Source organism: Pseudomonas sp. SG20056 (assembly GCF_031764535.1).
Taxonomy (GTDB): Bacteria; Pseudomonadota; Gammaproteobacteria; order Pseudomonadales; family Pseudomonadaceae; genus Aquipseudomonas.
The window spans coordinates 2,673,962-2,697,689 of record NZ_CP134499.1; the positions used below are offsets into that span (position 1 = coordinate 2,673,962).

Consider the following 23,728-nt stretch of genomic DNA (forward strand, 5'->3'; position numbering starts at 1 on the left):
CGGCTGTCTTTTTGCTTTGAGGGATTTTTATGAAGCTTCAGCAACTGCGCTACATCTGGGAAGTCGCGCATCACGACCTCAACGTTTCTGCCACGGCACAAAGTCTCTACACCTCGCAGCCCGGCATCAGCAAACAGATCCGCCTACTCGAAGACGAACTGGGGGTTGAAGTATTCGCCCGCAGCGGCAAGCACCTGACCCGCATCACCCCGGCCGGCGAACGCATTATCAATACCGCCGGGGAAATCCTGCGTAAGGTCGAAAGCATCAAGCAGATCGCCCAGGAGTTCTCCAACGAGAAGAAAGGCACCCTGTCCATCGCCACCACCCACACCCAGGCGCGCTATGCCCTGCCGCCGGTGATCAGTGCCTTTATCAAGCAATACCCGGACGTAGCCCTGCACATGCACCAGGGCACACCGATGCAGATCGCCGAAATGGCTGCCGACGGCACCGTTGATTTCGCCATTGCCACCGAAGGTCTGGAACTGTTCAACGACCTGATCATGATGCCCTGCTACCGCTGGAACCGCTGCGTAGTGGTGCCCCAGGGCCACCCGCTGACCAAGCTGCCGAAGCTGACCCTTGAAGCCCTGGCCGAATACTCCATCGTCACCTACGTGTTCGGTTTTACCGGCCGTTCCAAGCTCGACGAAGCCTTCAGCCATCGCGGCCTGACGCCGAAAGTGGTGTTTACCGCCGCCGACGCTGACGTGATCAAAACTTACGTACGCCTGGGTCTGGGCGTAGGCATCGTGGCCAAGATGGCCGTCGACCCCAAACTCGACCCGGACCTGGTGGTGCTGGATGCCGGTGAGCTGTTCGAAGCCAGCGTGACCAAGATCGGCTTCCGTCGCGGCACCTTCCTGCGCGGTTTCATGTGCGACTTTATCGAGAAGTTTGCCCCGCACCTGACCCGCGACATGATGGCCAAAGCCGTGCAATGCCACAGCAAGGTCGAGCTGGAAGAGCTGTTCGAAGGCGTTGAACTGCCGCTGCACTGAGCCAACCTGCTGGTATGAAAAAGCCCGTCCAAGTGGCGGGCTTTTTCATACTCGGCCATAGCTATTCAGTGGCTTTCAATTCTTTGCCATGGGCGAAGTTCACCCACCAGCCAAAAGCCGCAGCGGTAAAGAACATGATGATGCTGTAGATCGCCGCCGGGATCGACATGGTGGCGTTATTCAGCAGCATCGGGCTCAGTGCCAGGGCAATTGCCAGGGTGCCATTGTGAATGCCGATCTCCATGCCGATGGCAATCGACTGGCGCAGGCTCAGTTTGCACAAACGCGGCACCCAGTAACCCACCGCCAGGCTGATCAGGTTGAAGGCCAGCGCCGCGCCGCCCACCAGCGGTGCGTAATCGACAAAGGTCTGCCAATCCTTGACCACCGCCAGGATGATGATGATCAGCAGAAACAGCGCGGAGATGATCTTCACCGGCTTTTCCATACGCGCGGCAAAGCCAGGGAAGCGGCTGCGTATCCAGATGCCGATGGCCACGGGCCCCAGCACAATGACAAACACCTGCACCACCTTGGTGAACTGCAACGGCAGGGCCTGATCGCCCTCCATAAAGTAAGCCAGCGACAGGTTGACGATCAGCGGCATGGTCAGCACCGCAATCACCGAATTCACCGCTGTCAGTGTGATATTCAGTGCCACATCGCCGTGAGCCAGATGGCTGTAGAGATTGGCCGTGGTACCTCCCGGCGAAGCCGCCAACAGCATCAAGCCCACCGCAAGTGCCGGGGCCAGACCAAAGGCCTTGGCCAGAAAGAAACACACCAGCGGCAGCAGCAACAACTGGCACGCCAGGCCAATCAGCACTGGTTTGGGGAATTTCACCACCCGGGCAAAATCCGCCAGGGTCAGCGATAAACCCAGGCCAAGCATGATGATGCCCAAGGCGATAGGCAGGAACAGGGTCAATAACGGGTCAGCAGTCACGGCTTTCTTACTCCTTGATCAAAGCGCTGGGCGATCTTGAACAGCGACGTAGAACACTGCAGTGACTTTAGTGGCCAATCGTGTGAAAGAAATGGCGAGGTATAAAAAAAGCGCCCAGATGGGCGCCTTTTTTATTGCTGAATGAAATCAGATCGCCGTGGCACCGCCATCCACCGCCAGCGCCTGGCCAGTGGTAAATGCCGCGTTATCGCAGCACAGGTACAGCACTGCGGTGGCGATTTCCTCGACCTTGCCGATGCGCCCGACCGGATGCATAGCGGCGGCGAACTCGCCCTTCTTCGGGTCGGCTTCATAGGCGCGGCGGAACATATCGGTGTCGATCACCGCCGGGCATACCGCGTTGACCCGCACTTTCTTCTTCGCGTACTCGACCGCTGCGGATTTGGTCAGGCCGATCACCGCGTGCTTGGACGCGGCATAGATGCTCATCTTCGGCGCGGCGCCCAGGCCGGCGACCGACGCGGTGTTGACAATGGCGCCGCCACCCTGGGCCAGCAGCAGCGGGATCTGGTGCTTCATGCACAGCCACACGCCTTTGACGTTGACGCCCATGATGGCGTCGTACTCGGCCTCAGTGCCCTCGGCCAGCTTACCCTTCTCGATCTCGATACCGGCGTTGTTGAAGGCATAATCCAGGCGGCCGTAAGCGCCCAGTGTGCGCTCCATCAGCACCTTGACCTCGGCATCGCGGGTCACGTTACAACGCACGAACTGCGCATCGCCGCCCGCTTCACGGATCAGCGCGACAGTCGCTTCGCCACCCTCGACATCAACGTCGGACACCACCACCTGCAAGCCTTCGTTAGCGAACGCCAGTGCCGTGGCACGACCAATACCCGCTGCACCACCGGTGACCAGGGCAACCCGGCCGGAAAAGCTAAAGCTCATCTGCGTGTCCTCGCAAGGATTAGAAACTGCATTGAGTCTAATCAGCTCGGTGATTCCAAGGCAGCACTATCAAACTGCTGGTGATGACCTCATTGAAATGAGTGATTAACACCCCAGCACGGCTATCACTCGAATGGATTTACAAGCATTCGGCCCACGGGCAAGCCTTGCCCCACTGGCCAGCACGGGCTATCAACAGGCTTTCCGTTCAGTGAGTACCTGCCATGACTGCCCCACTCAACCGCCAGTTCCTGCTTGCCCAACGCCCGGTCGGCCTGCCCAGCCGCGAGACCTTCAGCTATGTGGAAACCAGCGTCGGTGAACCCGGCCCCGGCCAGATTCTGGTGAAGAACGCCTACCTGTCGCTGGACCCGGCCATGCGCGGCTGGATGAATGACGCCAAGTCCTACATCCCGCCGGTCGGCATTGGCGAAGTGATGCGCGCCCTCGGCGTGGGTGAAGTGGTGGCCTCGCAGCACCCGGACTTTGCCGTGGGCGACCATGTAAACGGCGCTCTTGGTGTGCAGGATTATTTCCTCGGCGAGCCCAAGGGCTTCTACAAGGTCGACCCCAAGCGCGCGCCGCTGCCACTTTACCTGTCGGCACTGGGCATGACCGGGATGACCGCCTACTTCGCCCTGCTCGATGTCGGCGCGCCGCAAGCCGGTGAAACCGTGGTGATTTCCGGCGCAGCCGGCGCGGTCGGCAGCGTCGCCGGGCAGATCGCCAAGCTCAAGGGTTGCCGTGTGGTCGGCATCGCCGGCGGTGCGGACAAGTGCAAGTTTCTGATTGATGAGCTGGGTTTCGATGGCGCCATCGACTACAAGAGCGAGGACGTGATCGCCGGCCTCAAGCGCGAGTGCCCGAAAGGTGTGGATGTCTACTTCGATAACGTCGGCGGCGACATTCTCGATGCGGTGCTCACCCGTCTGGCCTTCAAGGCGCGGGTGATCATCTGCGGTGCGATCAGCCAGTACAACAACAAGCAGGCGGTCAAAGGCCCGGCCAACTACCTCAATCTGCTGGTCAACAGCGCACGCATGGAAGGCATGGTGGTGATGACCTACGCCCCGCGCTTTGCCGAAGCGGCTGCTGAGATGGGCGGCTGGCTGGCCAGTGGCAAGCTGAAATCCAAGGAGGATATTGTCAGCGATCTGACTACCTTCCCGGAAACCTTGCTCAAGCTATTCAGCGGCGAAAACTTCGGCAAGCTGGTGCTGAAAGTCGACTGAGGCAATTTCGTAGGAGCGGCTAAGCGCCGCTCCTACGAAAACCAGGCATCAGGCGACTGCCATTGCCTCACTGTCCTGCTTTATCGGCCGCCAGCGGCGCAGCAGCATATACAGGGTCGGAATTACAAACAGGGTGAAGAAGGTGCCGACCAACAGGCCGCCGACAATCACCATACCGATCTGCTGACGGCTTTCCGCCCCTGCCCCCGTGGCAATCGCCAATGGCAGCGAACCCAACACCATCGCCCCGGTGGTCATCAGAATCGGTCGCAGGCGCTGTACCGACGCCTCGATTACCGCATCACGCAGCGCATGGCCTTGACGCAACAACACGTTGGCGAACTCGACGATCAGGATGCCGTGCTTGGTAATCAGGCCGATCAGCGTCACCAGGCCGATCTGCGAGTAGATGTTCAAGGTGCCACCGAACAAGGTCAGCGCCAACAAAGCCCCGGCCATCGACAGCGGCACGCTGAACAGAATAATCAACGGGTCAGTAAAGCTTTCAAACTGCGCCGCCAACACCAGGAAGATAAACGCCAGGGCCAGGGCGAAGATCAGCGCAATGCCGGCGCTGGACTCCTTGAAGTCTCGCGACGTGCCGGTGTAGTCGTATTGGGTCTCCGCCGGGAAAACCGTGCGCGCTGTGCTTTCCAAATGTGCCAAGGCTTCACCCAGGGTGTAACCGGAGCCCACGTTGGCACTTACCGTTACCGCACGCAGCTGGTTGAAGTGGTTGAGCTCGCGCGGCGCCACGGTCTCGCGCACCTCGATCAGATTGGACAGCTGCACCATGCTGTCATCGCGGCCACGCACATAGACACGGTCGAGATCCTGCGGGTTGCTGCGGTCCACGCCCTGCAACTGCACCAGCACATCGTACTGCTCACCGTTCTGCTTGAAACGCGTCACCTGACGGCTGCCGAACAGGCTTTCCAGGCTGCGGCCGATGGTCGCCACATCGGTGCCCACGGCTACGGCCTGCTCACGATTGACCGCGACCTTGAGCTGCGGCGCATTGAGTTTGAGGTCGCTGTCCAGGCTTTCCAACCCGGGATAATCGCGCAATTGGTTGAGCAATTGATCGACATAGCCCTGGAGCTCGCTGTATTCCATGGAGGAGCGAATCACGAAGTTCACCGGCTGGTTACGCGCGCTCTGCCCGAGCGGTGGACGGTTGACCGGGAAGGCGCGCACCCCGGCGATATCCTGCAGCTTGGGCAGCAATTCATTGCGAATCTCGAACTGGCTGCGCGAGCGGTCCGCCCAGTCTTCCAGCTTCATAAAGGAAATGCCCTGGGCTACCGTGGGGAAGCCGGCGATGACCATGTAGCGATTGGTTTCCGGGATGCTGTCGTAAGCCGCTTCAATCTCACGGGCATAACGCCCGGTGTAATTGATGGTGGCGCCATCCGGGCCATTGAACACGCCGATAATGGTGCCGGTGTCTTCGGTCGGCGCCAGCTCGGATTTAAGCCCCGAGAACAGCAGCACGCAGGCCGCCACGGTGAGCAACAGCACGCCCACCACCAGCACCCAGGCGCTGAGAGCCTTGGCCAGCAAGTGCTTGTAGCTGTAGGTCAGACCGTTGAGGAAGTTCTCGATCAGGTTGTATACCCGGTTGTGCCGCTCACCGGCCTGATGCGGTTTGAGCAGCAGCGCGCACATCATCGGCGTCAAGGTCAGGGCGACAAAACCCGACACCAGCACCGCGCCGGCCAGGGTCCAGGCAAACTCGGTAAACAGCTTGCCGGTGGTGCCTTGCATAAAGCCGATGGGGGCAAACACGGCGGCCAGGGTCAGGGTCATGGCAATCACCGCAAAGGCAATCTCACGACTGCCCTTGAGCGCCGCCTGCAGCGGCTGCATGCCCTCCTCGATATGCCGGTGGATGTTCTCCAGCATGACGATGGCATCGTCCACCACCAGGCCGATGGCCAGCACCATAGCCAGTAGAGTCAGGGTATTGATGGTGAAGCCCATCAGGCTCATCAGGGCGAAGGCGCCGATCAGCGACACCGGAATGGTCACCAGCGGAATGATGGTGGCGCGCAGCGAACGCAGGAAGATAAAGATGATCAGGATGACCAGCCCCACCGCTTCCCAGATGGTGATAAACACGTTGTCGATCGACTCGCGGATAAACAGCGAGTTGTCGTTGGCCACCGCCATTTCCATGCCTTCAGGCAGCAATTCGCGCACATCTGGCAAAGCCGCCGCCAAGCCATCGGAAATATCCAGCGGGTTGGCGGTGGCCTGTTTGATCATGCCCATCGATACGGCCGGCTGGCCCTTGTAGCGGACGATGCTGCGCTCATCCTGGGCGCCGATTTCGGCGTAACCGACATCCGCCAGGCGCAGCAGGTAACCGCGCGAATCATCAAGGATCAGCTGGTTGAACTGCTCCGGGGTGTTCATGTCGGTTTCCGAGAGCACGGTGAATTCGCGCTGCTGCGATTCGATGCGCCCGGCGGGAATCTCGACGTTCTGCCGACGCAGGGCATCTTCCACGTCCTGCACGGTGAGGTTGTGCGCGGCAAGCTTTTCCGGGTCCAGCCAGATGCGCATGGCGAAGGTGCGCGCGCCGCGAATCTGCACTTCGGAAACACCGGGGATGGTCTGCAGGCGATCCTTGATCACCCGTTCCAGCACATCGGTGATTTCCATGGCGCTGTAGCGTTCGCTATAGAAGGCCAACCAGATCACCGGCTGGGCATCGGCCTCGACCTTCTGCACGATGGGCTCGGCAATTTCATCCGGCAGCAGGCCGCGCACCCGGCCCAGGCGGTCGCGTACATCGTTGGCGGCTTCATCGGAGTTGCTGCCCAGGCGGAACTGCGCAGTGATCTGGGTGTTTTCCGAGCGGCTGATGGAGCTGACAAAATCCAGCCCGTCGATGCCCGACAACACGTCCTCAATCGGCTGAGCGACCTGGGACTCCATGATCTCCGGGCTGGCTCCCGGATAGGTGACGTTGACCGTGACAATCGGCACGTCGATATTCGGGTACTCGCGTACGGCAAGTCGGTCATAGGCCATCAAGCCAAGCAGCACCACAATCAGCGACAGTACGGTGGCAAATACCGGCCGGCGGATGCAGATATCCGACAGGGTCATGACGCTTGCTCCACCACCTTGGTACGCACCGGCGCGCCGGGACGAACCTTTTGCCAGCCGGCGCTGATCAGCGTTTCATCACCCTGCAGGCCCTCCAGTACCTCGACCTTGCCAGCCAGGCGCTTGCCTAGCTTGACTTCGCGCACCTCGACTTTGCCCTCCACCACCAGGTTGACCAGCAGCTTGTCGCCCACCGGCATGATGGCTTCTTCTGGAATCACCAGGGCATTCGGCCGCTCGGCGAGGATCACCGAGACCCGCACGAACTGCCCGGGGCTCAGGCGGCCGTCACTGTTGCTGATATGCGCGCGAATCGCCTGGCTGCGTCCGGCTTCGTCCAGACGTGGGTTGATGGCGAAAATCTCACCGTTGAAGCGCTCACCCGGGTAAGCATCCAGACTGACTTCAATGAGCTGTTTGAGGCGGATTTGGCTGACGGCTTTTTGCGGAATGCGGAAATCCACCTTGAGCGGATCGAGCACTTCCAGGTTGACGATGTCCTGGCCCTCGCTGAGGTAATCACCGGGGCTGACGGCGCGCAAACCCAGCACGCCATCATAGGGCGCAAGGATGCGCGTCTTGTCCTGACGCGCCTGAGACAGCGCCAGGTTGGCGCGTGAAGCCTGTTGCTGGGCGCTGGCTTCATCCAGCGCCTGTGCGTTACTGGCACCGCGCTTGAACAGCATCTGCGCGCGCTGAAAGTTCTTTTCCGCGAGGTTCAGGTTGGCCTGCGCCTGCGCCAGTTCGGCGCGGGTAATCGAATCATCCAGGCTGACCAGCAATGCACCGGCTGCGACACGCTGGCCTTCGCGAAAATGCAGCTGCGCCACGCGCCCGGCAATTTCCGGACGGATCATCACCGACTCGTCGGGGCTCAGTGAACCGAAGGTCACCAGCTCATCGCGCACCAGACTGCGCTCGGCCTTGACCACCTCGACCAGCGGCCCTCCATTGGCCAGCGCGTGCACACTGGCAAGCGAACACAGCAAAAAGACCGTAGCGAACAGAGCATGCGCGCGGGCAAACATATACAACCCCTAATTCTTTGTAGAGGCTGAGTCTAACGGCCGAGCCGCGCAGATCAGCCGTTAAAAATGTTTCCCGATGTTGGCTGTCAGTTACTGGCGCATACCACGGCCACTGACCAGCAAGCGGATGCACACGCCATACAGCACTGCAGTGGCGACCAGCATAAAGGCGATGGCCACACCAATGCGGATATCGGATACCCCGAGAATGCCATAGCGGAAGGCGTTGACCATGTGCAGCACCGGATTGGCCAGCGATACCATCTGCCAGAACTGAGGCAACAGGCTGATCGAATAGAACACCCCACCCAGGTAGGTCAGGGGCGTCAGCACAAAGGTCGGGATGATCGAAATATCATCGAAGTTGCGCGCATACACGGCGTTGATAAAGCCGCCGAGGGAGAAGATGGTCGCGGTGAGCAGCACCACCAGCACCGTCACCCCGAGGTGATGCACCTGCAGATGAGTGAAGAACAGCGACAGCAAGGTGACGATAAAACCCACCGCCAGGCCGCGCAGCACACCACCGATCACATAACCGGTGAGGATGATATGCGGCGACACCGGCGAAACCATCAACTCTTCAATGGAGCGCTGGAACTTGCTGCCGAAGAAGCTCGATACCACGTTGCCGTAGGAGTTGGTAATCACCGACATCATGATCAGCCCCGGCACGATGTACTCCATATAGGTGAAGCCACCCATGTCGCCGATCTGGCTGCCGATCAGGTTGCCGAAGATCACGAAGTACAGAACCATGGTGATCGCTGGCGGCAGCAGGGTCTGCGGCCAGATGCGGGTAAAGCGGCGGATCTCGCGGTAGACGATGGTGCGCAGCGCCACCATGTTGGCGGTGAATTCGGAGTTCAGATAAGCCGTGCTCATACCGCCACCTTCGCCAGATTCTTCTCGACCAGGGAAACAAACAGCTCCTCCAGCCGATTGGTTTTATTGCGCAAGCTGAGCACCTCGATGTTCTGCAAGGCCAACTGGCGGAACAGCTCGGTAATGCCCTGAGCCTTGTCCACCTGCACTTCCAGGGTATGCCCGTCGAGCAACTGCGCCGGGTAGCCGATCAGTTGCGGGGCGACCAGCAGCGCCTCTTTGAGGTCGAGCAGGAAGGTTTCCACATGCAGCTTTTTCAGCAGGTCCTTCATGCTGGTGTTCTCAACAATCCGCCCGTGGTCGATGATGCCGATGTTGCGGCACAGCTGCTCGGCCTCTTCCAGGTAATGGGTGGTGAGAATGATGGTGATGCCTTGCTCGTTCAGCTCGGTGAGAAAGCTCCACATCGAACGGCGCAGTTCGATATCCACCCCGGCCGTTGGCTCATCGAGAATCAACAAACGCGGCTGATGCACCAGGGCGCGAGCGATCATCAGGCGGCGCTTCATCCCGCCGGAAAGTTCGCGCGACGGCACATTATGCTTGCCCCACAGGCCGAGCTGGTTGAGGTATTGCTCGGCACGCTCCTTGGCGATTTTTGCCGGGATACCGTAATAACCGGCCTGGGTGACGACGATGTCGAAGGCCTTTTCGAACTGGTTGAAATTGAACTCCTGCGGCACCACACCCAGGCAGCGCTTGAGCGCCGAAGGTTGTTTGTCCAGATCGTGACCGAAGACGTTCACCGTGCCGCTGCTCTTGGTCACCAGGGTGGAAAGAATGCCGATGGTGGTGGATTTGCCGGCACCGTTGGGGCCGAGCAAGGCGAAGAAATCGCCTTCAGCCACATCCAGGTCAATGCCGTGCAGCGCCTGGAAGCCGTTGCCATAGGTCTTGGTCAACTGGCGAATGGACAGAGCGGTACTCATAAAAATGCGCACACCTGATCAGATAAAAGAAATTCGAGAGGGCTGCGCCTACGCGCGAAGTGGTCCAAGTCTAGCGCCTGGAGCCTCTCCACCACAGCATCTTTGCGCAAAACTGCCGCCCCCACGGCTGGGCAGCAGCCTACCAGCGCCAGGTGCAGATTAAACCCGGCAGTTGCCGATGGTGCTTATCAGCCCTGTCGATAGATCAGCCGGGCAAAGCCTCAGCGGCGAAGTCGCCACTGATCGACAGCGCGTCATCGGCAAACAGATGTGGGTAGCAAGCGGCCAGATGACCGAAGAACAGCGGCTCCGGCACATCGGCAAACTGGCCGTGATCACACAGGTATTCCATGTAACGTTCGCCTTGCTGGTTGAGCGGGTGAAATACGCTGTCACTCAGACCATCGAACTCCAGCGGCGCCACCTTGAATACCCGGCACAGCGCCAGGTTGAACGCCGGCGTAGCCTTGACCCAGCGGCCCTCAAGGTACAACTCGGTGTAGCCATGCATGGCGAACACTTCACTGCGCAGCATCTCCAACAGGCGTGGAGTGGCCAGGTGGTTGCGCACATCGGCCAGGCCGATGCGTGCCGGAATGCCACAATGGCGAGCGCAGGCGGCGAGCAAATTGGCTTTGGGCACGCAGTAACTTTCTCCCGCCTGCAATGCGTGGCTGGCTTTCAAGGTGTCGGCGTCGCGGCTGAATACATAGGGGTTGTAGCGAATTTCATCGCGCACCGCGTAGTAGAGATTGATCGCCTGTTGACGCGGGTCACGACTGGCCCCGCGAAATTTTTCTGCGAACTCCACCAGCGCTGGGTGGTCACTATCGGTGAAGCGGCCGGGCTTGAGGTATTCACGCATCAAGGTTTCTCCATGGCTGAGAAACCAGTCTAACGACGCGAGTCCGGCCAATGTCACGACGATTCGGCCAAGCTCACCGCTCTTGTCGCCATCAATGACGACTACGCTCGTGATGGTGCGTAAATAACGCATTGTCATCATGGAGGACTCTGCATGCTCGCTCTCTGGTTACTCGCCCTGCTGCTTGGCACGGCCTTTCTCGCTCACCGCCGCACCGCCCCCCTGCTCGCAATGGGTATCGTGGCCAGTTTTCTGATCCTGATGGGCGTGTTCAGCCATGCCCCTTCCTGGCTGATGGGGCTGTTCTGGTTGCTCCTGCTGGCCGTGGCCTTGCCGCTGCTGTTGCCGCAACAACGCCGTAGCCTGTTCACTGCACCGTTGTTTGCCTGGTTCAAGCGCGTGCTGCCGCCGATGTCGGCCACCGAACGCGACGCCATCGAAGCCGGCACGGTGTGGTGGGATGGCGAGCTGTTCAGCGGCCGCCCGGATTGGGACACCCTGCTCGCCTACCCCAAGGCGCAACTCACCGAGGAAGAGCAAGCGTTTATCGATGGCCCGACCGAAGCGCTGTGCGCCATGGTCAGTGACTGGCAGATCGGTCAACAGATGGACCTGCCCGCCGAAGCCTGGGCACATATCAAGCAACATGGCTTCTTCGCCCTGATCATCCCCAAGCAATACGGCGGTAAGGGCTTTTCCGCCTACGCCCACTCCCAGGTGGCCATGAAGCTGGCCACCCGCTCCGGCGACCTGGCCTCCACCGTGATGGTGCCCAACTCCCTTGGCCCGGCCGAACTGCTGCTGCACTACGGCACCGAGGCGCAGCGTGACCATTACCTGCCGCGCCTTGCACGCGGTGAAGACATCCCCTGCTTCGCCCTCACCGGCCCCCTGGCGGGCTCCGACGCTGGCGCCATGCCGGACACCGGGATCATCTGCAAAGGCCAGTGGCAAGGTGAGGAAGTGATCGGCCTGCGCCTGAACTGGGAAAAGCGCTATATCACCCTCGGCCCCGTCGCCACCCTGCTTGGCCTGGCCTTCAAGGCTTACGATCCCGAGCACCTGCTGGGCGAAGAGGAAGACCTCGGCATCAGCCTGGCCCTGGTACCCACCGAAACGCCCGGCGTAGAAATCGGCCGCCGCCATCTGCCGCTCGGCGCGGCCTTTATGAACGGCCCGAACTCCGGCAAGGATGTATTTATCCCGCTGGACTACCTGATCGGCGGTGAAGAAATGCTCGGCAAAGGCTGGATGATGCTGATGAATTGCCTGTCCGTGGGCCGCTCCATCTCCCTGCCGGCAGTCGGTACCGGCGCAGCCAAGTTCACCAGCCTGACCACCGGCCAGTACAGCCAGGTTCGCGAGCAGTTCAACGTACCGCTTTCAGCCTTCGAAGGCATTCAGGAAGCCCTGGCGCGTATTGGTGGCAACGCCTGGCTGATGGACAGCGCACGCATCCTCACCGCCAATGCGGTGGATCTCGGCGAAAAACCCTCAGTGCTCTCGGCCATCCTCAAATACCACCTGACCGAACGCGGCCGCGAATGCATCAGCCACGCCATGGACGTGCACGGCGGCAAGGGCATCGTTATGGGCCCGAACAACTACCTGGCGCGCTCATGGCAAGGTGCGCCAATCTTTATCACCGTGGAGGGGGCCAATATCCTCTCGCGCAACCTGATGATCTTTGGCCAGGGCGCGATTCGCTGCCATCCCTACGTACTCAAGGAAATGGCCCTGGCCAGCCACGAAGACCAGGATCAGGCGCTGCAGCAATTCGATGAACTGCTACTGCAACATATCGGTTTTGCCGTGAGCAACGCCGCCAGCAGCCTGCTGCTCAGCCTCGGCTTTGGCGTCTTCAGCCAGGTGCCGGGCGACCGTATCAGCCGTCCTTATTTCCGCGCCCTCAACCGCCTGGCGGCGTCCTTCGCCCTGCTCGCAGACACCAGCATGATGTTGCTCGGCGGCGAACTGAAACGCCGCGAACGCCTGTCGGCGCGCCTCGGTGATGTACTCAGCCACCTTTACCTGGCCTCTGCCGCGCTCAAGCGCTACCACGACCTCGGTTATCCCGAGCATTCACAACCCATGCTGCGCTGGGCCGTGGAAGAAAGCCTGAGCAAGGCCGAACAGGCGCTGGAAGAGCTGCTCAGCAACTTCCCCAGCAAACTGCTCGGCTGCGCTCTGCGCGTACTGGTATTGCCGCTGGGCCGCCGTCACAAAGGCCCGAGCGATGAACTGGACGCCGAAGTGGCGGGCATCATCGGCCGTAACAGCGGCGATCCGGCGCTGGAGGAACTGCTCGAAGGCTGTTATCGCCCACAAGCCGAACAGGACCCAGTGGGGGCTTTGCAATATGCGATGAACCTGCTGCAAGACGCACAGGGCCTGCAGAAGAAACTGCACAAGGCCGTCAAAGCCGGCCAGATTCAGGAACTGCCAGGGCAAAGCCTGATCGATACCGCGCTGGCTGCTGGGGTTCTCAGCGCCGATGAAGCGCACAGCCTGCAACAAGCCGAAGCCGCGCGCCGGATGGTGATCGATGTCGATGACTTCGCCAAGGAAGAACTGACTCTAGGCTCCGGCAAGGTGCGCTAACGAGGACAGCGGGCGACGTGAGCCTTATACTTGCGCGCCCGCTTTACCCCTACAGGATTACCCCATGGCCAATACCCACATCGACCATCACCTCGCCCTGCTGCAGCACCTGCGCACCATTCTGGTCGCCCTGGGCGAAGCCGAGCAGATTCTCGATGACAGCCACGCCATGTACCTAGAGCGCTATGACGAGCTGCTCAGCGACCTGCCGAGCGATCCGGAAGCCAGCCTCTACCTGGGCCAGGACCTGATCAGCCAGATCTTCCAGCGCTACCCGCAAATCGCCCACCTGGTGCCGCGCGACCTGCTCTGGTTCTTCGGCGGCGACTGCCTGCATTTCATGCCCGACGAAGAAATCGAAATGTACCAGACCCTTGAAGAACGCCGCTTTTACGCCGAAGAGAACGACGAACCCTTCGACTGGAATCAGGAAAAACAGCTGCTGGCCATGCCTGCGCAAGGCAGCAAGCACTAAAGAAGCCTCTGCCAGAAACAAAAAAGCCCGCACGGCATCGCCGGCGGGCTTTTTTGTGGACACTAAAAACAGCACAAACAAAAGCGCCGCTCAGTGAGCGGCGTTCTTGACTATTTGGAGCGGGAAACGAGACTCGAACTCGCGACCCCGACCTTGGCAAGGTCGTGCTCTACCAACTGAGCTATTCCCGCATACAACTTGGTACAACAAAAATGGCGTCCCCTAGGGGACTCGAACCCCTGTTACCGCCGTGAAAGGGCGGTGTCCTAGGCCACTAGACGAAGGGGACCTTGGAACTTGTCGGCTACCTGCCTGAGCAGATCACCTTAATTTGGAGCGGGAAACGAGACTCGAACTCGCGACCCCGACCTTGGCAAGGTCGTGCTCTACCAACTGAGCTATTCCCGCATGCAACTTGGTTTTAGCAGCACACTTCATAAAGAAGTGGCGTCCCCTAGGGGACTCGAACCCCTGTTACCGCCGTGAAAGGGCGGTGTCCTAGGCCACTAGACGAAGGGGACGCAGCCCGGAAACTACAACTTCTATCCGGCTTCTACACGTTTTGCCGTGAGGCATTGCGCTACGAAGTGGCGCGCATTCTATGGAGCCTTGAAAGGCCCGTCAACCTCTGTGTAAAAATTTTTATAAATCAACGACTTCAGCTGCGAATGTGAGGCAGCTCTATCAGCCTCCCGGCTAAGGCACTACACTCGGACGAAAACTGGTGATCGAGAGGCTCCACCCATGTCCCCACTCGTGATTACCATATTGATTGTTTCTGGCATCGTCGTATTGATCGCCATTGCCTACATCAATCATATGGTCGAGAACAACAAACTGGAGAAGGCGCGCATCAAGGCTGACCTCAATGATCGCCTGCGCCGCTGCACGGACCTCGCCGAAGCCCTCCCCGGCCAGCTGATGACCCCGGCACTGAAACTGATGCTCAGTCGCCTGCAATTACACTTCAGTGAACGCATGCTGCCTTTGGAAAAGGGTAACAACGCCCTCAAGGCGCGCATTGAAGAGCTGCGCAAACTGATCGCCCAGGGCGAGTCAATTACTGTAAACAATCCGCCGCAACCCATCATCAATGAAGCCAAAGCCAAAGAAGTGCGCTTCCAGCTGGAAAACCTTCACGGCCAACTGACCCGCTGCGCCAAAGACGGGATTATCCCGACCAACGAGGCCAAGCACTGGCTCAAAGAAGTGCGCCATATGCTGACCCAGGTGCACATCGAGTTTTTCGGCAACCTCGGCCAGCAGGCCCTGCAACAAAATCAACCAGGCCAGGCCCGCCTGGCATTCGAGCGCGGCGCGCAATACCTGCGCAAGCAACCCGACCCAGCCCCTTACCAGAACGCCCTGAAGAAATTCGAAGAGCAGTTGGCACGCGCCAACGCTATGGTTCTGGAAAGCAGCAAACCCGCCACCGATCTACCGAGCGAACTCGATGCCGGCCTGGAATCTCTCGGCGGCGATGACGAGTGGAAGAAGAAGAACATCTACGACTAACCCTGCCAGCGCGCGACTTGCGCGCTATCGCCCTGCCTACGAGTGCCGTGCAAATGAGCCTGACTGTTTATGGCGCCCCGCTGTCACCCTTCGTCCGTAAAGTTCGCCTGTTTCTGGCTGAAAAGAACATGGACTACCAGCTGGAAATCATCCTGCCGTTCGGCCAGCCGACCTGGTATCGCGAGCTGAGCCCACTAGGGCGCATTCCAGCCCTGAGGGATTGCGACTTTACCCTCGCCGACTCCAGCGTGATCTGCCAATACCTGGACGACAAACACCCCGAGCGCCCCTCTCTGCTTGGACAGAATGCCGAACAACGCGCGCAGGTACGTTGGCTGGAGAAATATGCCGACTATGAACTGGCTCCGCTGTGCACCTTCAGCGTATTTCGCAACCGCGCGCTGAAACCCAGCATGGGCCAGAGCTGCGATGAAGCCGCCGTACAGAAAGCCCTGCATGAAAAACTGCCGGCGCATTTCGACTACCTGGAACAGACCCTCGGCTCAGCTGACTACCTGGTCGGCGATAGCCTGACCCTGGCCGACCTGGCCCTGGCTTGCCAGCTGATCAACATGCAGCATGGCGGCGAGCAACTGGATACGCAGCGCTGGCCCAACCTGAGTGCGCACTATGCTCGAATCACCGCGCGCGCCTCGGTGCAGGCTGTATTGCCCGGCGAGCTGAAGATGCTCGCCAAGATGGCCGCCAAAGCCTGAGCAATCGCTGACCACCCAATAAAAAAGCCCAGCGATTGCCGGGCTTTTTTGCCTTGCTTTGAGGACTGGCTCAGCAATCAGTCAGTTCGACAAACAACTCGACCAGCAGCTCGATGCCAGCCTGATCCGCTGTGCTAAACCGCGCCAGCGACGGACTGTCGAGATCGAGCACACCAAGCAAGCGCCCGTCCTTGAACAGCGGCACCACCAGCTCGCTATTGGAGGCACTGTCGCAAGCAATATGCCCGGCAAAGGCATGCACATCGTCAACTCGCTGAGTCTGCCCTGTGGCCGCGGCGGCGCCGCAGACACCGCGACCGAAAGGAATGCGCACGCAGGCTACTTTGCCCTGGAAAGGTCCGAGCACCAGCTCCTCACCACGGGCCAGGTAAAAACCTGCCCAGTTCAGGTCGCTCAGCTCCTGAAACAGAAACGCTGAGAACTGCGCTGCATTGGCAATAAAGTCGCGCTCCCCGGCCAACAGCGCCTGCAGTTGCGCCACCAGCAGTGGGTAGCCGTCGAGCCCCTGCCCGCTTTGTTGTAGATCAATCATCGTGCTTACTCAGTAGTTGCAGCCCCACCCAGTCGCGGGCGAATTGATAGGCGCAGCGCCCATTACGATTACCACGCCCCAAGGCCCAGCGTATGGCAGCCTTTTCCAGCTCGTCGTGCCATTGCCAGACCAAGCCGGCCTGCGCGGCATGCACCCCGACCCAGTGGCGGACCACGTCGAGGAAATGCTCCTGAGTGAAGGGGTAGAACGACAACCACAGGCCGAAGCGGTCAGATAGCGCAATCTTGTCTTCCACCGCCTCGTTGGGGTGCAGCTCGCCATCGACTCGCTGCCAGCTTTCGTTATCGCTCTGCTTTTCCGGCAACAGATGGCGACGGTTGGAGGTGGCATACAGCAACACATTGTCCGGCGCACGCTCCAGGGAACCATCGAGCACGGTTTTCAGCATGCGGTAATCACCCTCACCGGCCTCGAACGACAGGTCATCGCAGAACAACACAAAACGCTGCGGTAGCTCGCTCAGCTGCTCGACGATACGCGGCAGATCGGCCAAATGATCACGTTCAATCTCGATCAGACGCAGCCCCGCTGCCGCATGCTCGGTCAGCAGCGCCCGCACCAGCGATGACTTACCCGTACCACGCGCGCCCCAGAGCAACGCATGGTTGGCCGGCAGACCCTGGATAAACTGCTGGGTATTGCGCGCCAACTGGGCCCGCTGAAGATCGACCCCGATCAGATCATCCAGATTCACATCCAGACTGACCTGCAGCGGCGCGAGAAAACCACTGCGACCATCGCGCTGCCAACGTACCGCCAGGCTCTGCTGCCAGTCGATAACCGGACGCTGTATCGGCAATAAGGGCTCTAAGCGGGCCAGTACAGCCTCAGCGCGCAACAAAAAATCACTTAAACGCGAATCCACAACACACTCCAGGGTTTTCAAGCAACTCTGCCACTGCCGTCCGGCAAAACAGATGGGCTATGCTTGGCAAGCTACTCAACACGAGAACAACCGGCCCATATGGATATAGCGCTAACCCAACGCCTGTCATTCAAACAGGCCGGCTTGACCGTATTGGTAGCCTTTATCCTCGGCACGGCGCTCAGCTTGATACAGGTGGGCATCGATTATGCCAGCGAAGATGCCTCCATCAACCGCGAGATCAACGCGTTGATGGAAATCAGCCACAACCCGGCTGCACGCATCGCCTACAACATCGACGCCGAACTGGCCCAGGAACTGGTGCTGGGGCTGCTGCGTTCTCCAGCTGTGATCAGCGCACAGATCATCGACAACAACCAGCTGACGCTGGCCAGTGTCAGCCGCCCAGCCATGGAAAGCCGCTACCGAATAATTAGCGACTTCATGTTCGGCGAGCGCCGGCACTTCGAAACCGCCCTGTTTGTCAGTCACTCGCCCAATGAAGCCCTCGGCAAACTAAGCCTGGAAGTCGACACCTACGCCTTTGGCAGCCACTTCCTCAATCGCTCGCTACTGACCCTGCTGACCGGCTTCGCTCGCAGCCTGCTGTTGTCGCTGATCCTGCTGGTGCTGTTCTATTTCATGCTGACCAAGCCGCTGACCGGGTTTATCCGCGCCCTCAGCGAGCGTGACCTGCGCAGCCCCAACAACGCCAAGCTGCCCTACCCGCCGAACCATGAGCGCGACGAAATTGGCGTACTGGTTGATGTGACCAACCGCCAGCTAAGCAGCATCGCCAGTGAAATCGAGCAACGCCAGCAAGCCGAAGGTCGCCTGACCCGTTACCTGGCCGAGCTGGAAGACATGGTCTCGGCGCGCACCGAGCAACTGGAAGCCGCCAATAGTCGCCTGCTCGACTCCAACCGCGAGCTGGAGCAAGCCAAACGCACGGCCCTGGACATGGCCCAGGCGCGCTCAGCCTTCCTGGCCAACATGAGCCATGAGATCCGCACACCACTCAACGGTTTGCTGGGCATGCTGGCACTGTCGCTGGACGGCCCACTGAATAACGAGCAGCGCCAGCAGCTATCGATTGCCCACGACTCCGGTAAGGTGCTGGTGGAGCTGCTCAACGACATTCTCGACCTGTCGAAATTCGAGGCTGGGCAGCTGGAGCTGGAACAGATCCCCTTCGACCTGGCGAGCATGGTTGAAGACACCGCTAATCTGCTGTCACAGAACGCCGCGCCTGGAGTTGAACTGACCTGCCTGATCGACCCACTGCTGCCCAACCAGCTGCTCGGCGACCCAACGCGGGTCAGACAGATTGTCAGCAATCTGCTGTCCAATGCCTTGAAGTTCACCCGCTTTGGCCGCGTCGATATCAGCGTCAGCGCCCAGGCCAGTGGCGTCAGGATCATTGTCCGCGACACCGGCATCGGGATTGCCGAAGACGCCCAGGCGCGGATTTTCCATCCGTTTGCCCAAGCCGGGGTTGGTATCACCCGACAATTTGGCGGCACCGGCCTAGGCCTGGCTCTGACACGTCGCCTCTGTGAAGCCATGCACGGCCAGCTCAGCCTGGAGACACAGGAAGGTTTTGGCAGCACCTTCAGCGTCGACCTGCCGCTGCCTGGGCAAGCCAGCACTAAACAGCTTCCCCTGCTGCATGGGCGCATTGTTGGGCTTAGCCCGGCCAGCTCGGGGCTCAGTGAACAACTGGCAAGCCTGCTGCCGAGCTGGGGCCTCCAGTATCAGCATCTGGATACTGATGCCGCGCTGGGCCAGCTTGATGCCGATCTGCTGATCAGCGATTGCCCACAGCGCCTGAATGAGCTGCGCACGCTTTCCAACCTGCCGATCCTGTTGGTCAGCGCCTACGGCAACTTTCTCAGCAGTGAGCAGGTGGAAAAACTCTCACCTATCGAACAGCTGGCCCGGCCGCTGTCACGCCAGGCGCTGCTGCAGGCCCTGCGCCGCGCCCTCGGTCAAGACGAAGCACATGCCGCCGAACAGCACAGCGAGCCGCAACGCAACCGCCAGGCGCGCGTCCTGTTGGTGGAGGACAACCCAGTCAATCAGCTTGTAGCCAAGGGCATGCTGGGCAAACTCGGCTGCGAGGTGCTGCTGGCCAATCATGGTGGCGAAGCGCTGGCCTTGCTGGAAACCCAAGCGGTCGATCTGATTCTGATGGACTGCAATATGCCGGTCATGGATGGCTATGAAACCACCCGGCGGATTCGCCAGAAAAGCGAGTTCGCCGAGCTACCGATCATCGCCCTGACGGCCAACGCACTGTCCGATGAGCGCGAGCGCTGCCGCGCTGCGGGAATGGATGACTACCTGGCCAAGCCCTTCCGCAAGGATGAGCTGGCAGCCCTGCTCGATCAGTGGTTAAGCACCATAAACTGATCAAGCAGCACGCCCACCTGGCTGCGCAGCGCGGCAAGCTGATCAAGATCAATCCCGCGCTCGCACAGTAGCTGGTTTTTCAGCGGCAACACCTGCTCACGCAAGGCGCAGCCGGCCGGGGTTAGCGCCAAGTGCACCTCACGCTCATCACTGGCCGAACGCTTGCGCTGCAACAACCCTTGCAGCTCCAGACGCTTGAGCAGCGGCGTCAGCGTGCCGGAATCCAGTAACAGGCGCTCGCCCAACGCCTTGACCGTTGGCAGCGCCGGCGGTTGCTGCTGCCACTCCCACAGCACCAGCATGGCCAGGTACTGCGGGTAGGTCAGGCCGAGCTGGTCGAGCATGGGCTTGTAGGCGCGGATCACCGCCCGTGAAGCGGCGTAGAGTTTGAAACACAGCTGGTTGTCCAGCTGCAGCCCCTCGTCCACGTGCAAGCTGGCCTGGGTCATTTCAGCAGTGCTTCGATCTCGGCTGTCAGATCTTCAGGCTTGGTGGTCGGGGCAAAACGCTTGATCACCGTGCCGTCGGCGCTGAGCAGAAACTTGGTGAAATTCCACTTGATGCCCTGGCTGCCGAGCAAGCCTGGCGCGCTCTTCTTCAGATTGACGAACAGCGGGTGGGCATCGCTGCCATTGACATCGACCTTCTTGAACAGCGGGAAACTCACCCCGAAGTTCAGCTCGCAGAACTCGCTGATCGCGCCCTCATCACCGGGCTCCTGCTTGCCAAACTGATTGCAGGGGAAGCCCAGCACCACCAGGCCCTGATCCTTGTACTGCTGCCAGACGTTCTCCAGGCCCTTGTACTGCGGGGTGAAACCGCACTTGCTGGCGGTATTGACCACCAGCACGGCCTTGCCGCCGAAATCGGCCAGGGTCTTCTGCTCGCCCTTGATGGTGGTAACCGGAATATCGAAGAGTGCGTTGCTCATGCTGGTCATCCTGAGGAGTGGGAATGGACGCAAGATAGCGAGCAATTAAATTGCATGCAATTTAATTAAAGCAAAATAAGGCCCGCTGATAGCGGGCCTGTGCAATGGCATTAAGCCTTCGGCACCAGCTTGAGCGATGCCGAGTTGATGCAATAACGCAGCCCCGTCGGCGCCGGCCCGTCGGGAAATACATGGCCCAAGTGGGCATCGCACCTGGCGCATTTGACTTCGATGCGGTGCATGCCGTGATTGAAATCATCCAGGCTGGTGATGGCCTCGCTGTTGACGGGCTGGAAGTAACTCGGCCAACCGCTGCCAGAGTCGTACTTGGCGTCCGAATCAAACAACTCAGCCTGGCAACAGGCGCAGTGGTAAATACCTGGCACCTTGCTGTCGTGGTATTGGCCGGTAAATGCGCGCTCGGTGCCGCCCAGGCGACAGACATGAAACTGCTCCTCGGAAAGCTCTTCGCGCCAGGCTTCCAGGGGTTTTTCCAGCTTGTCCACAGGCAAGTCTCCTCTACATGAAAAAATCGCCGGGAGCGATTTTTAACGTCGCGCAGCGACGACCCAAAGGGTGGCGGCCATGGATGGCACGCCATAAAAAAGCCCAACCAGTACCTTTGCCAAGGTCGGGCTGCCACGTATCATTCGACCCCAGTCTGTCACCGGCGTTACAACCTGCCAAGGCTCGTCAGATCGCGTCTTTTTGCAGGGTAATTCAGCGGCGTCCACCATTCGGGATCACTTACATGCAGTTCAGCAAATCGAACAAGCTTGCCAACGTCTGCTACGACATCCGCGGGCCGGTGCTCAAGCACGCCAAACGCCTGGAAGAGGAAGGCCATCGCATCCTCAAGCTGAACATCGGCAACCCGGCACCGTTCGGTTTTGAAGCGCCTGAAGAAATCCTTCAGGATGTGATTCGCAACCTGCCCACGGCCCAGGGCTACAGCGACTCCAAGGGCCTTTTCAGCGCGCGCAAGGCGGTCATGCAGTACTACCAGCAAAAGCAGGTAGAAGGCGTTGGCATCGAGGATATCTACCTGGGCAACGGCGTATCCGAGCTGATCGTGATGGCCATGCAGGCGCTGCTCAATAACGGCGACGAAGTGCTGATCCCGGCACCGGATTACCCGCTGTGGACTGCTGCCGTAGCCTTGGCTGGCGGCAAGCCGGTGCACTACCTGTGCGACGAGCAGGCCGGCTGGTTCCCCGATATCGCCGACATGCGCGCCAAGATCACTCCGAACACCAAGGCGCTGGTGCTGATCAACCCGAACAACCCCACCGGTGCGGTGTATTCCAAAGAAGTGTTGATGGACATCGTCGAACTGGCGCGCCAGCACAATCTGGTGCTGTTCTCCGACGAAATCTACGACAAGATTCTCTACGACGAAGCCCAGCATATTTCTACCGCATCGCTGGCTCCAGACGTGCTCTGCCTGACCTTCAACGGTCTGTCCAAGTCTTACCGCGTAGCGGGTTTCCGCTCCGGCTGGGTGGCGATTTCAGGGCCCAAGCACCGTGCGCAGAGCTATATCGAAGGGATCGACATCCTCGCCAACATGCGCCTGTGCGCCAACGTGCCGAGCCAGCATGCGATCCAGACCGCACTGGGCGGCTACCAGAGCATCAATGATCTGGTGTTGCCGCAAGGCCGTTTGCTGGAGCAGCGCAACCGCACCTGGGAACTGCTCAACGACATTCCCGGCGTCAGCTGCGTCAAGCCGATGGGCGCGCTGTATGCCTTCCCGAAGATCGACCCAAAAGTCTGCCCGATCCATAACGACGAGAAATTCGTTCTGGACCTGCTGCTCTCGGAAAAACTGTTGATCGTTCAGGGCACCGCCTTCAACTGGCCGTGGCCGGACCACTTCCGCGTGGTCACCCTGCCGCGTGTGGATGAGCTGGAAATGGCCATCGGCCGCATCGGCAGCTTCCTCAAGACTTACCAACAGTAATCGGAGCAATCCATGAGCCAGGGCAAACGCTATCTGCTGACCGGTGCCAGTTCTGGCATCGGTGCCGCCCTGGCCCGTGAGCTGGCCAGCCGAGGCTATGACCTGGCCTTGGCGGCACGCCGTGAAGACAGCCTGCACCTGCTGGCCGCCGAACTGCAGGCGCGCTTTCACTGCAAGGCGGTGGTATTACCATTGGATGTAACGGATTACGCGGCCTGCCAGGATGCCGTAGGCCTGGCCGCCAATGCGCTCGGCGGGCTCGACGGGATCATTGCCAATGCCGGCATCGGCCTCGCCGGCAAGGCAGGAACCGGACGTTTTGATCGCTACCGGCAAACGCTGGAAACCAACCTGCTAGGCGCCATCGCCTGCCTGGATGGGGCCGCTCAGCTGTTCCTTGAACAGGGTCACGGCCACCTGGTAGCCATCGCCTCGGTGGCTGGCAAGCGCGGCTTGCCGGCTTCTGCGGGTTATTCAGCCAGCAAAGCCGGACTGATCAGCTACATGGAGTCCCTGGAGCTGGAGCTGTACCACACAGGTCTAGATACCACTCTGATCCTGCCGGGCTACATCGATACACCGATCAATCAGGGCACCGGCCCGCGCCCTTTTCTGATCGACGTTGAACGCGGCGCCGCACTTATCGCCCGCCATATTGAAAAACGCACTAGCAGCGCTTACGTCCCCGGCTGGCCCTGGGCATTGATTGGCCGCCTGCTGCCCTGGTTACCCACCACCCTGATTGCCAGAGCGCTTTAAGC

At 60.0% G+C, this 23,728-nt stretch carries 21 protein-coding genes and 4 tRNA genes; 9 read left to right on the plus strand and 16 right to left on the minus strand.

Going from position 1 to position 23,728, the window contains the following annotated elements:
• Positions 1-29 precede the first annotated feature (29 nt).
• The gene (gene cysB, locus RHP75_RS12770; protein ID WP_275961493.1) at positions 30-1,004 is read left to right on the plus strand and encodes an HTH-type transcriptional regulator CysB; all 975 of its coding nucleotides are present in this window, start codon (positions 30-32) and stop codon (positions 1,002-1,004) included.
• Positions 1,005-1,065: 61 nt separating this feature from the next.
• Here the strand turns inward: cysB and RHP75_RS12775 are convergent, their stop codons facing one another.
• Both RHP75_RS12775 and RHP75_RS12780 read right to left on the minus strand, forming a co-directional pair.
• Entirely contained in the window at positions 1,066-1,950 is an 885-nt protein-coding gene (locus RHP75_RS12775; protein ID WP_311088506.1) for a bile acid:sodium symporter family protein, read from the minus strand.
• Positions 1,951-2,097: 147 nt separating this feature from the next.
• Positions 2,098-2,859 carry an SDR family oxidoreductase gene (locus RHP75_RS12780; protein WP_311088507.1) on the minus strand — a complete coding sequence of 254 codons (762 nt, stop codon included), beginning with the start codon at positions 2,857-2,859 and terminating at the stop codon, positions 2,098-2,100.
• Positions 2,860-3,083: 224 nt separating this feature from the next.
• Here RHP75_RS12780 and RHP75_RS12785 point away from each other — a divergent pair, with 224 nt between their 5' ends.
• Positions 3,084-4,091, plus strand: coding sequence for an NADP-dependent oxidoreductase (locus RHP75_RS12785; protein WP_311088508.1), 1,008 nt, complete (start codon positions 3,084-3,086; stop codon positions 4,089-4,091).
• 48 nt (positions 4,092-4,139) lie between these two features.
• Here RHP75_RS12785 and RHP75_RS12790 read toward each other — a convergent pair whose 3' ends face one another.
• The 5 genes from RHP75_RS12790 to RHP75_RS12810 all read right to left on the minus strand — a co-directional run bounded on the left by RHP75_RS12790 (position 4,140) and on the right by RHP75_RS12810 (position 10,915).
• Complete coding sequence (locus tag RHP75_RS12790) at positions 4,140-7,208, minus strand: efflux RND transporter permease subunit (protein ID WP_311088509.1); 3,069 nt, start codon at positions 7,206-7,208, stop codon at positions 4,140-4,142.
• A complete protein-coding gene (locus RHP75_RS12795; RefSeq protein ID WP_311088510.1) occupies positions 7,205-8,236 on the minus strand; it encodes an efflux RND transporter periplasmic adaptor subunit in 1,032 nt (343 codons plus the stop codon). The genes RHP75_RS12790 and RHP75_RS12795 overlap by 4 nt, the downstream gene beginning before the upstream one ends.
• Positions 8,237-8,326: 90 nt before the next feature.
• On the minus strand, positions 8,327-9,106 hold the full coding sequence (locus tag RHP75_RS12800; RefSeq protein WP_311091932.1) for an ABC transporter permease: 780 nt from the start codon (positions 9,104-9,106) through the stop codon (positions 8,327-8,329).
• 11 nt (positions 9,107-9,117) lie between these two features.
• Complete coding sequence (locus RHP75_RS12805) at positions 9,118-10,050, minus strand: ABC transporter ATP-binding protein (protein ID WP_160084850.1); 933 nt, start codon at positions 10,048-10,050, stop codon at positions 9,118-9,120.
• 205 nt (positions 10,051-10,255) lie between these two features.
• Positions 10,256-10,915: a transglutaminase family protein gene (locus RHP75_RS12810; RefSeq protein ID WP_311088511.1), complete on the minus strand. Its 660-nt coding sequence runs from the start codon at positions 10,913-10,915 to the stop codon at positions 10,256-10,258.
• Positions 10,916-11,068: 153 nt separating this feature from the next.
• Here RHP75_RS12810 and RHP75_RS12815 point away from each other — a divergent pair, with 153 nt between their 5' ends.
• Entirely contained in the window at positions 11,069-13,516 is a 2,448-nt protein-coding gene (locus RHP75_RS12815) for an acyl-CoA dehydrogenase (protein ID WP_311088512.1), read from the plus strand.
• Between the two features lie 64 nt (positions 13,517-13,580).
• Entirely contained in the window at positions 13,581-13,991 is a 411-nt protein-coding gene (locus RHP75_RS12820; protein ID WP_170048958.1) for a PA2817 family protein, read from the plus strand.
• A 115-nt stretch (positions 13,992-14,106) separates the two neighbouring features.
• Here the strand turns inward: RHP75_RS12820 and RHP75_RS12825 are convergent.
• The 4 genes from RHP75_RS12825 to RHP75_RS12840 form a co-directional block, all read right to left on the minus strand.
• Positions 14,107-14,182: transfer RNA gene (locus RHP75_RS12825), tRNA-Gly, on the minus strand.
• 22 nt (positions 14,183-14,204) lie between these two features.
• Positions 14,205-14,280: transfer RNA gene (locus RHP75_RS12830), tRNA-Glu, on the minus strand.
• A 43-nt stretch (positions 14,281-14,323) separates the two neighbouring features.
• Positions 14,324-14,399 (minus strand) — tRNA-Gly (locus RHP75_RS12835).
• A 37-nt stretch (positions 14,400-14,436) separates the two neighbouring features.
• A tRNA-Glu gene (locus RHP75_RS12840) sits at positions 14,437-14,512 on the minus strand.
• A 223-nt stretch (positions 14,513-14,735) separates the two neighbouring features.
• Here RHP75_RS12840 and RHP75_RS12845 point away from each other — a divergent pair.
• Both RHP75_RS12845 and RHP75_RS12850 read left to right on the plus strand, forming a co-directional pair.
• A complete protein-coding gene (locus RHP75_RS12845) occupies positions 14,736-15,506 on the plus strand; it encodes a hypothetical protein (RefSeq protein WP_311088513.1) in 771 nt (256 codons plus the stop codon).
• Between the two features lie 53 nt (positions 15,507-15,559).
• Entirely contained in the window at positions 15,560-16,222 is a 663-nt protein-coding gene (locus tag RHP75_RS12850; RefSeq protein ID WP_311088514.1) for a glutathione S-transferase family protein, read from the plus strand.
• 70 nt (positions 16,223-16,292) lie between these two features.
• On the opposite strand, the gene RHP75_RS12855 is transcribed toward RHP75_RS12850, so the two are convergent.
• Positions 16,293-16,775, minus strand: a complete 483-nt coding sequence (locus RHP75_RS12855; protein WP_311088515.1) for a GAF domain-containing protein — start codon at positions 16,773-16,775, stop codon at positions 16,293-16,295.
• Positions 16,768-17,661: an ATP-binding protein gene (locus tag RHP75_RS12860; RefSeq protein ID WP_311088516.1), complete on the minus strand. Its 894-nt coding sequence runs from the start codon at positions 17,659-17,661 to the stop codon at positions 16,768-16,770. The genes RHP75_RS12855 and RHP75_RS12860 overlap by 8 nt, the downstream gene beginning before the upstream one ends.
• A gap of 99 nt (positions 17,662-17,760) precedes the next feature.
• Between RHP75_RS12860 and RHP75_RS12865 the strand changes: the two genes are divergently transcribed.
• Positions 17,761-20,073: a response regulator gene (locus RHP75_RS12865; protein ID WP_311088517.1), complete on the plus strand. Its 2,313-nt coding sequence runs from the start codon at positions 17,761-17,763 to the stop codon at positions 20,071-20,073.
• Here the strand turns inward: RHP75_RS12865 and RHP75_RS12870 are convergent.
• The 3 genes from RHP75_RS12870 to msrB all read right to left on the minus strand — a co-directional run bounded on the left by RHP75_RS12870 (position 20,049) and on the right by msrB (position 21,510).
• The gene (locus RHP75_RS12870) at positions 20,049-20,522 is read right to left on the minus strand and encodes a MarR family transcriptional regulator (protein ID WP_311088518.1); all 474 of its coding nucleotides are present in this window, start codon (positions 20,520-20,522) and stop codon (positions 20,049-20,051) included. The genes RHP75_RS12865 and RHP75_RS12870 overlap by 25 nt on opposite strands.
• Positions 20,519-21,004, minus strand: a complete 486-nt coding sequence (locus RHP75_RS12875) for a glutathione peroxidase (RefSeq protein ID WP_090387165.1) — start codon at positions 21,002-21,004, stop codon at positions 20,519-20,521. Before RHP75_RS12875 ends, RHP75_RS12870 begins: the two co-directional genes overlap by 4 nt.
• 110 nt (positions 21,005-21,114) lie before the next feature.
• The gene (gene msrB / locus RHP75_RS12880) at positions 21,115-21,510 is read right to left on the minus strand and encodes a peptide-methionine (R)-S-oxide reductase MsrB (RefSeq protein WP_311088519.1); all 396 of its coding nucleotides are present in this window, start codon (positions 21,508-21,510) and stop codon (positions 21,115-21,117) included.
• 245 nt (positions 21,511-21,755) lie between these two features.
• On the opposite strand from msrB, the gene RHP75_RS12885 reads away from it, so the two are divergent.
• Entirely contained in the window at positions 21,756-22,967 is a 1,212-nt protein-coding gene (locus tag RHP75_RS12885) for a pyridoxal phosphate-dependent aminotransferase (RefSeq protein WP_090247908.1), read from the plus strand.
• A gap of 12 nt (positions 22,968-22,979) precedes the next feature.
• Positions 22,980-23,726 (plus strand): SDR family NAD(P)-dependent oxidoreductase, encoded by a 747-nt coding sequence (locus RHP75_RS12890; RefSeq protein ID WP_311088520.1) that lies wholly within the window; start codon positions 22,980-22,982, stop codon positions 23,724-23,726.
• The last annotated feature ends 2 nt before the right edge of the window (positions 23,727-23,728 follow it).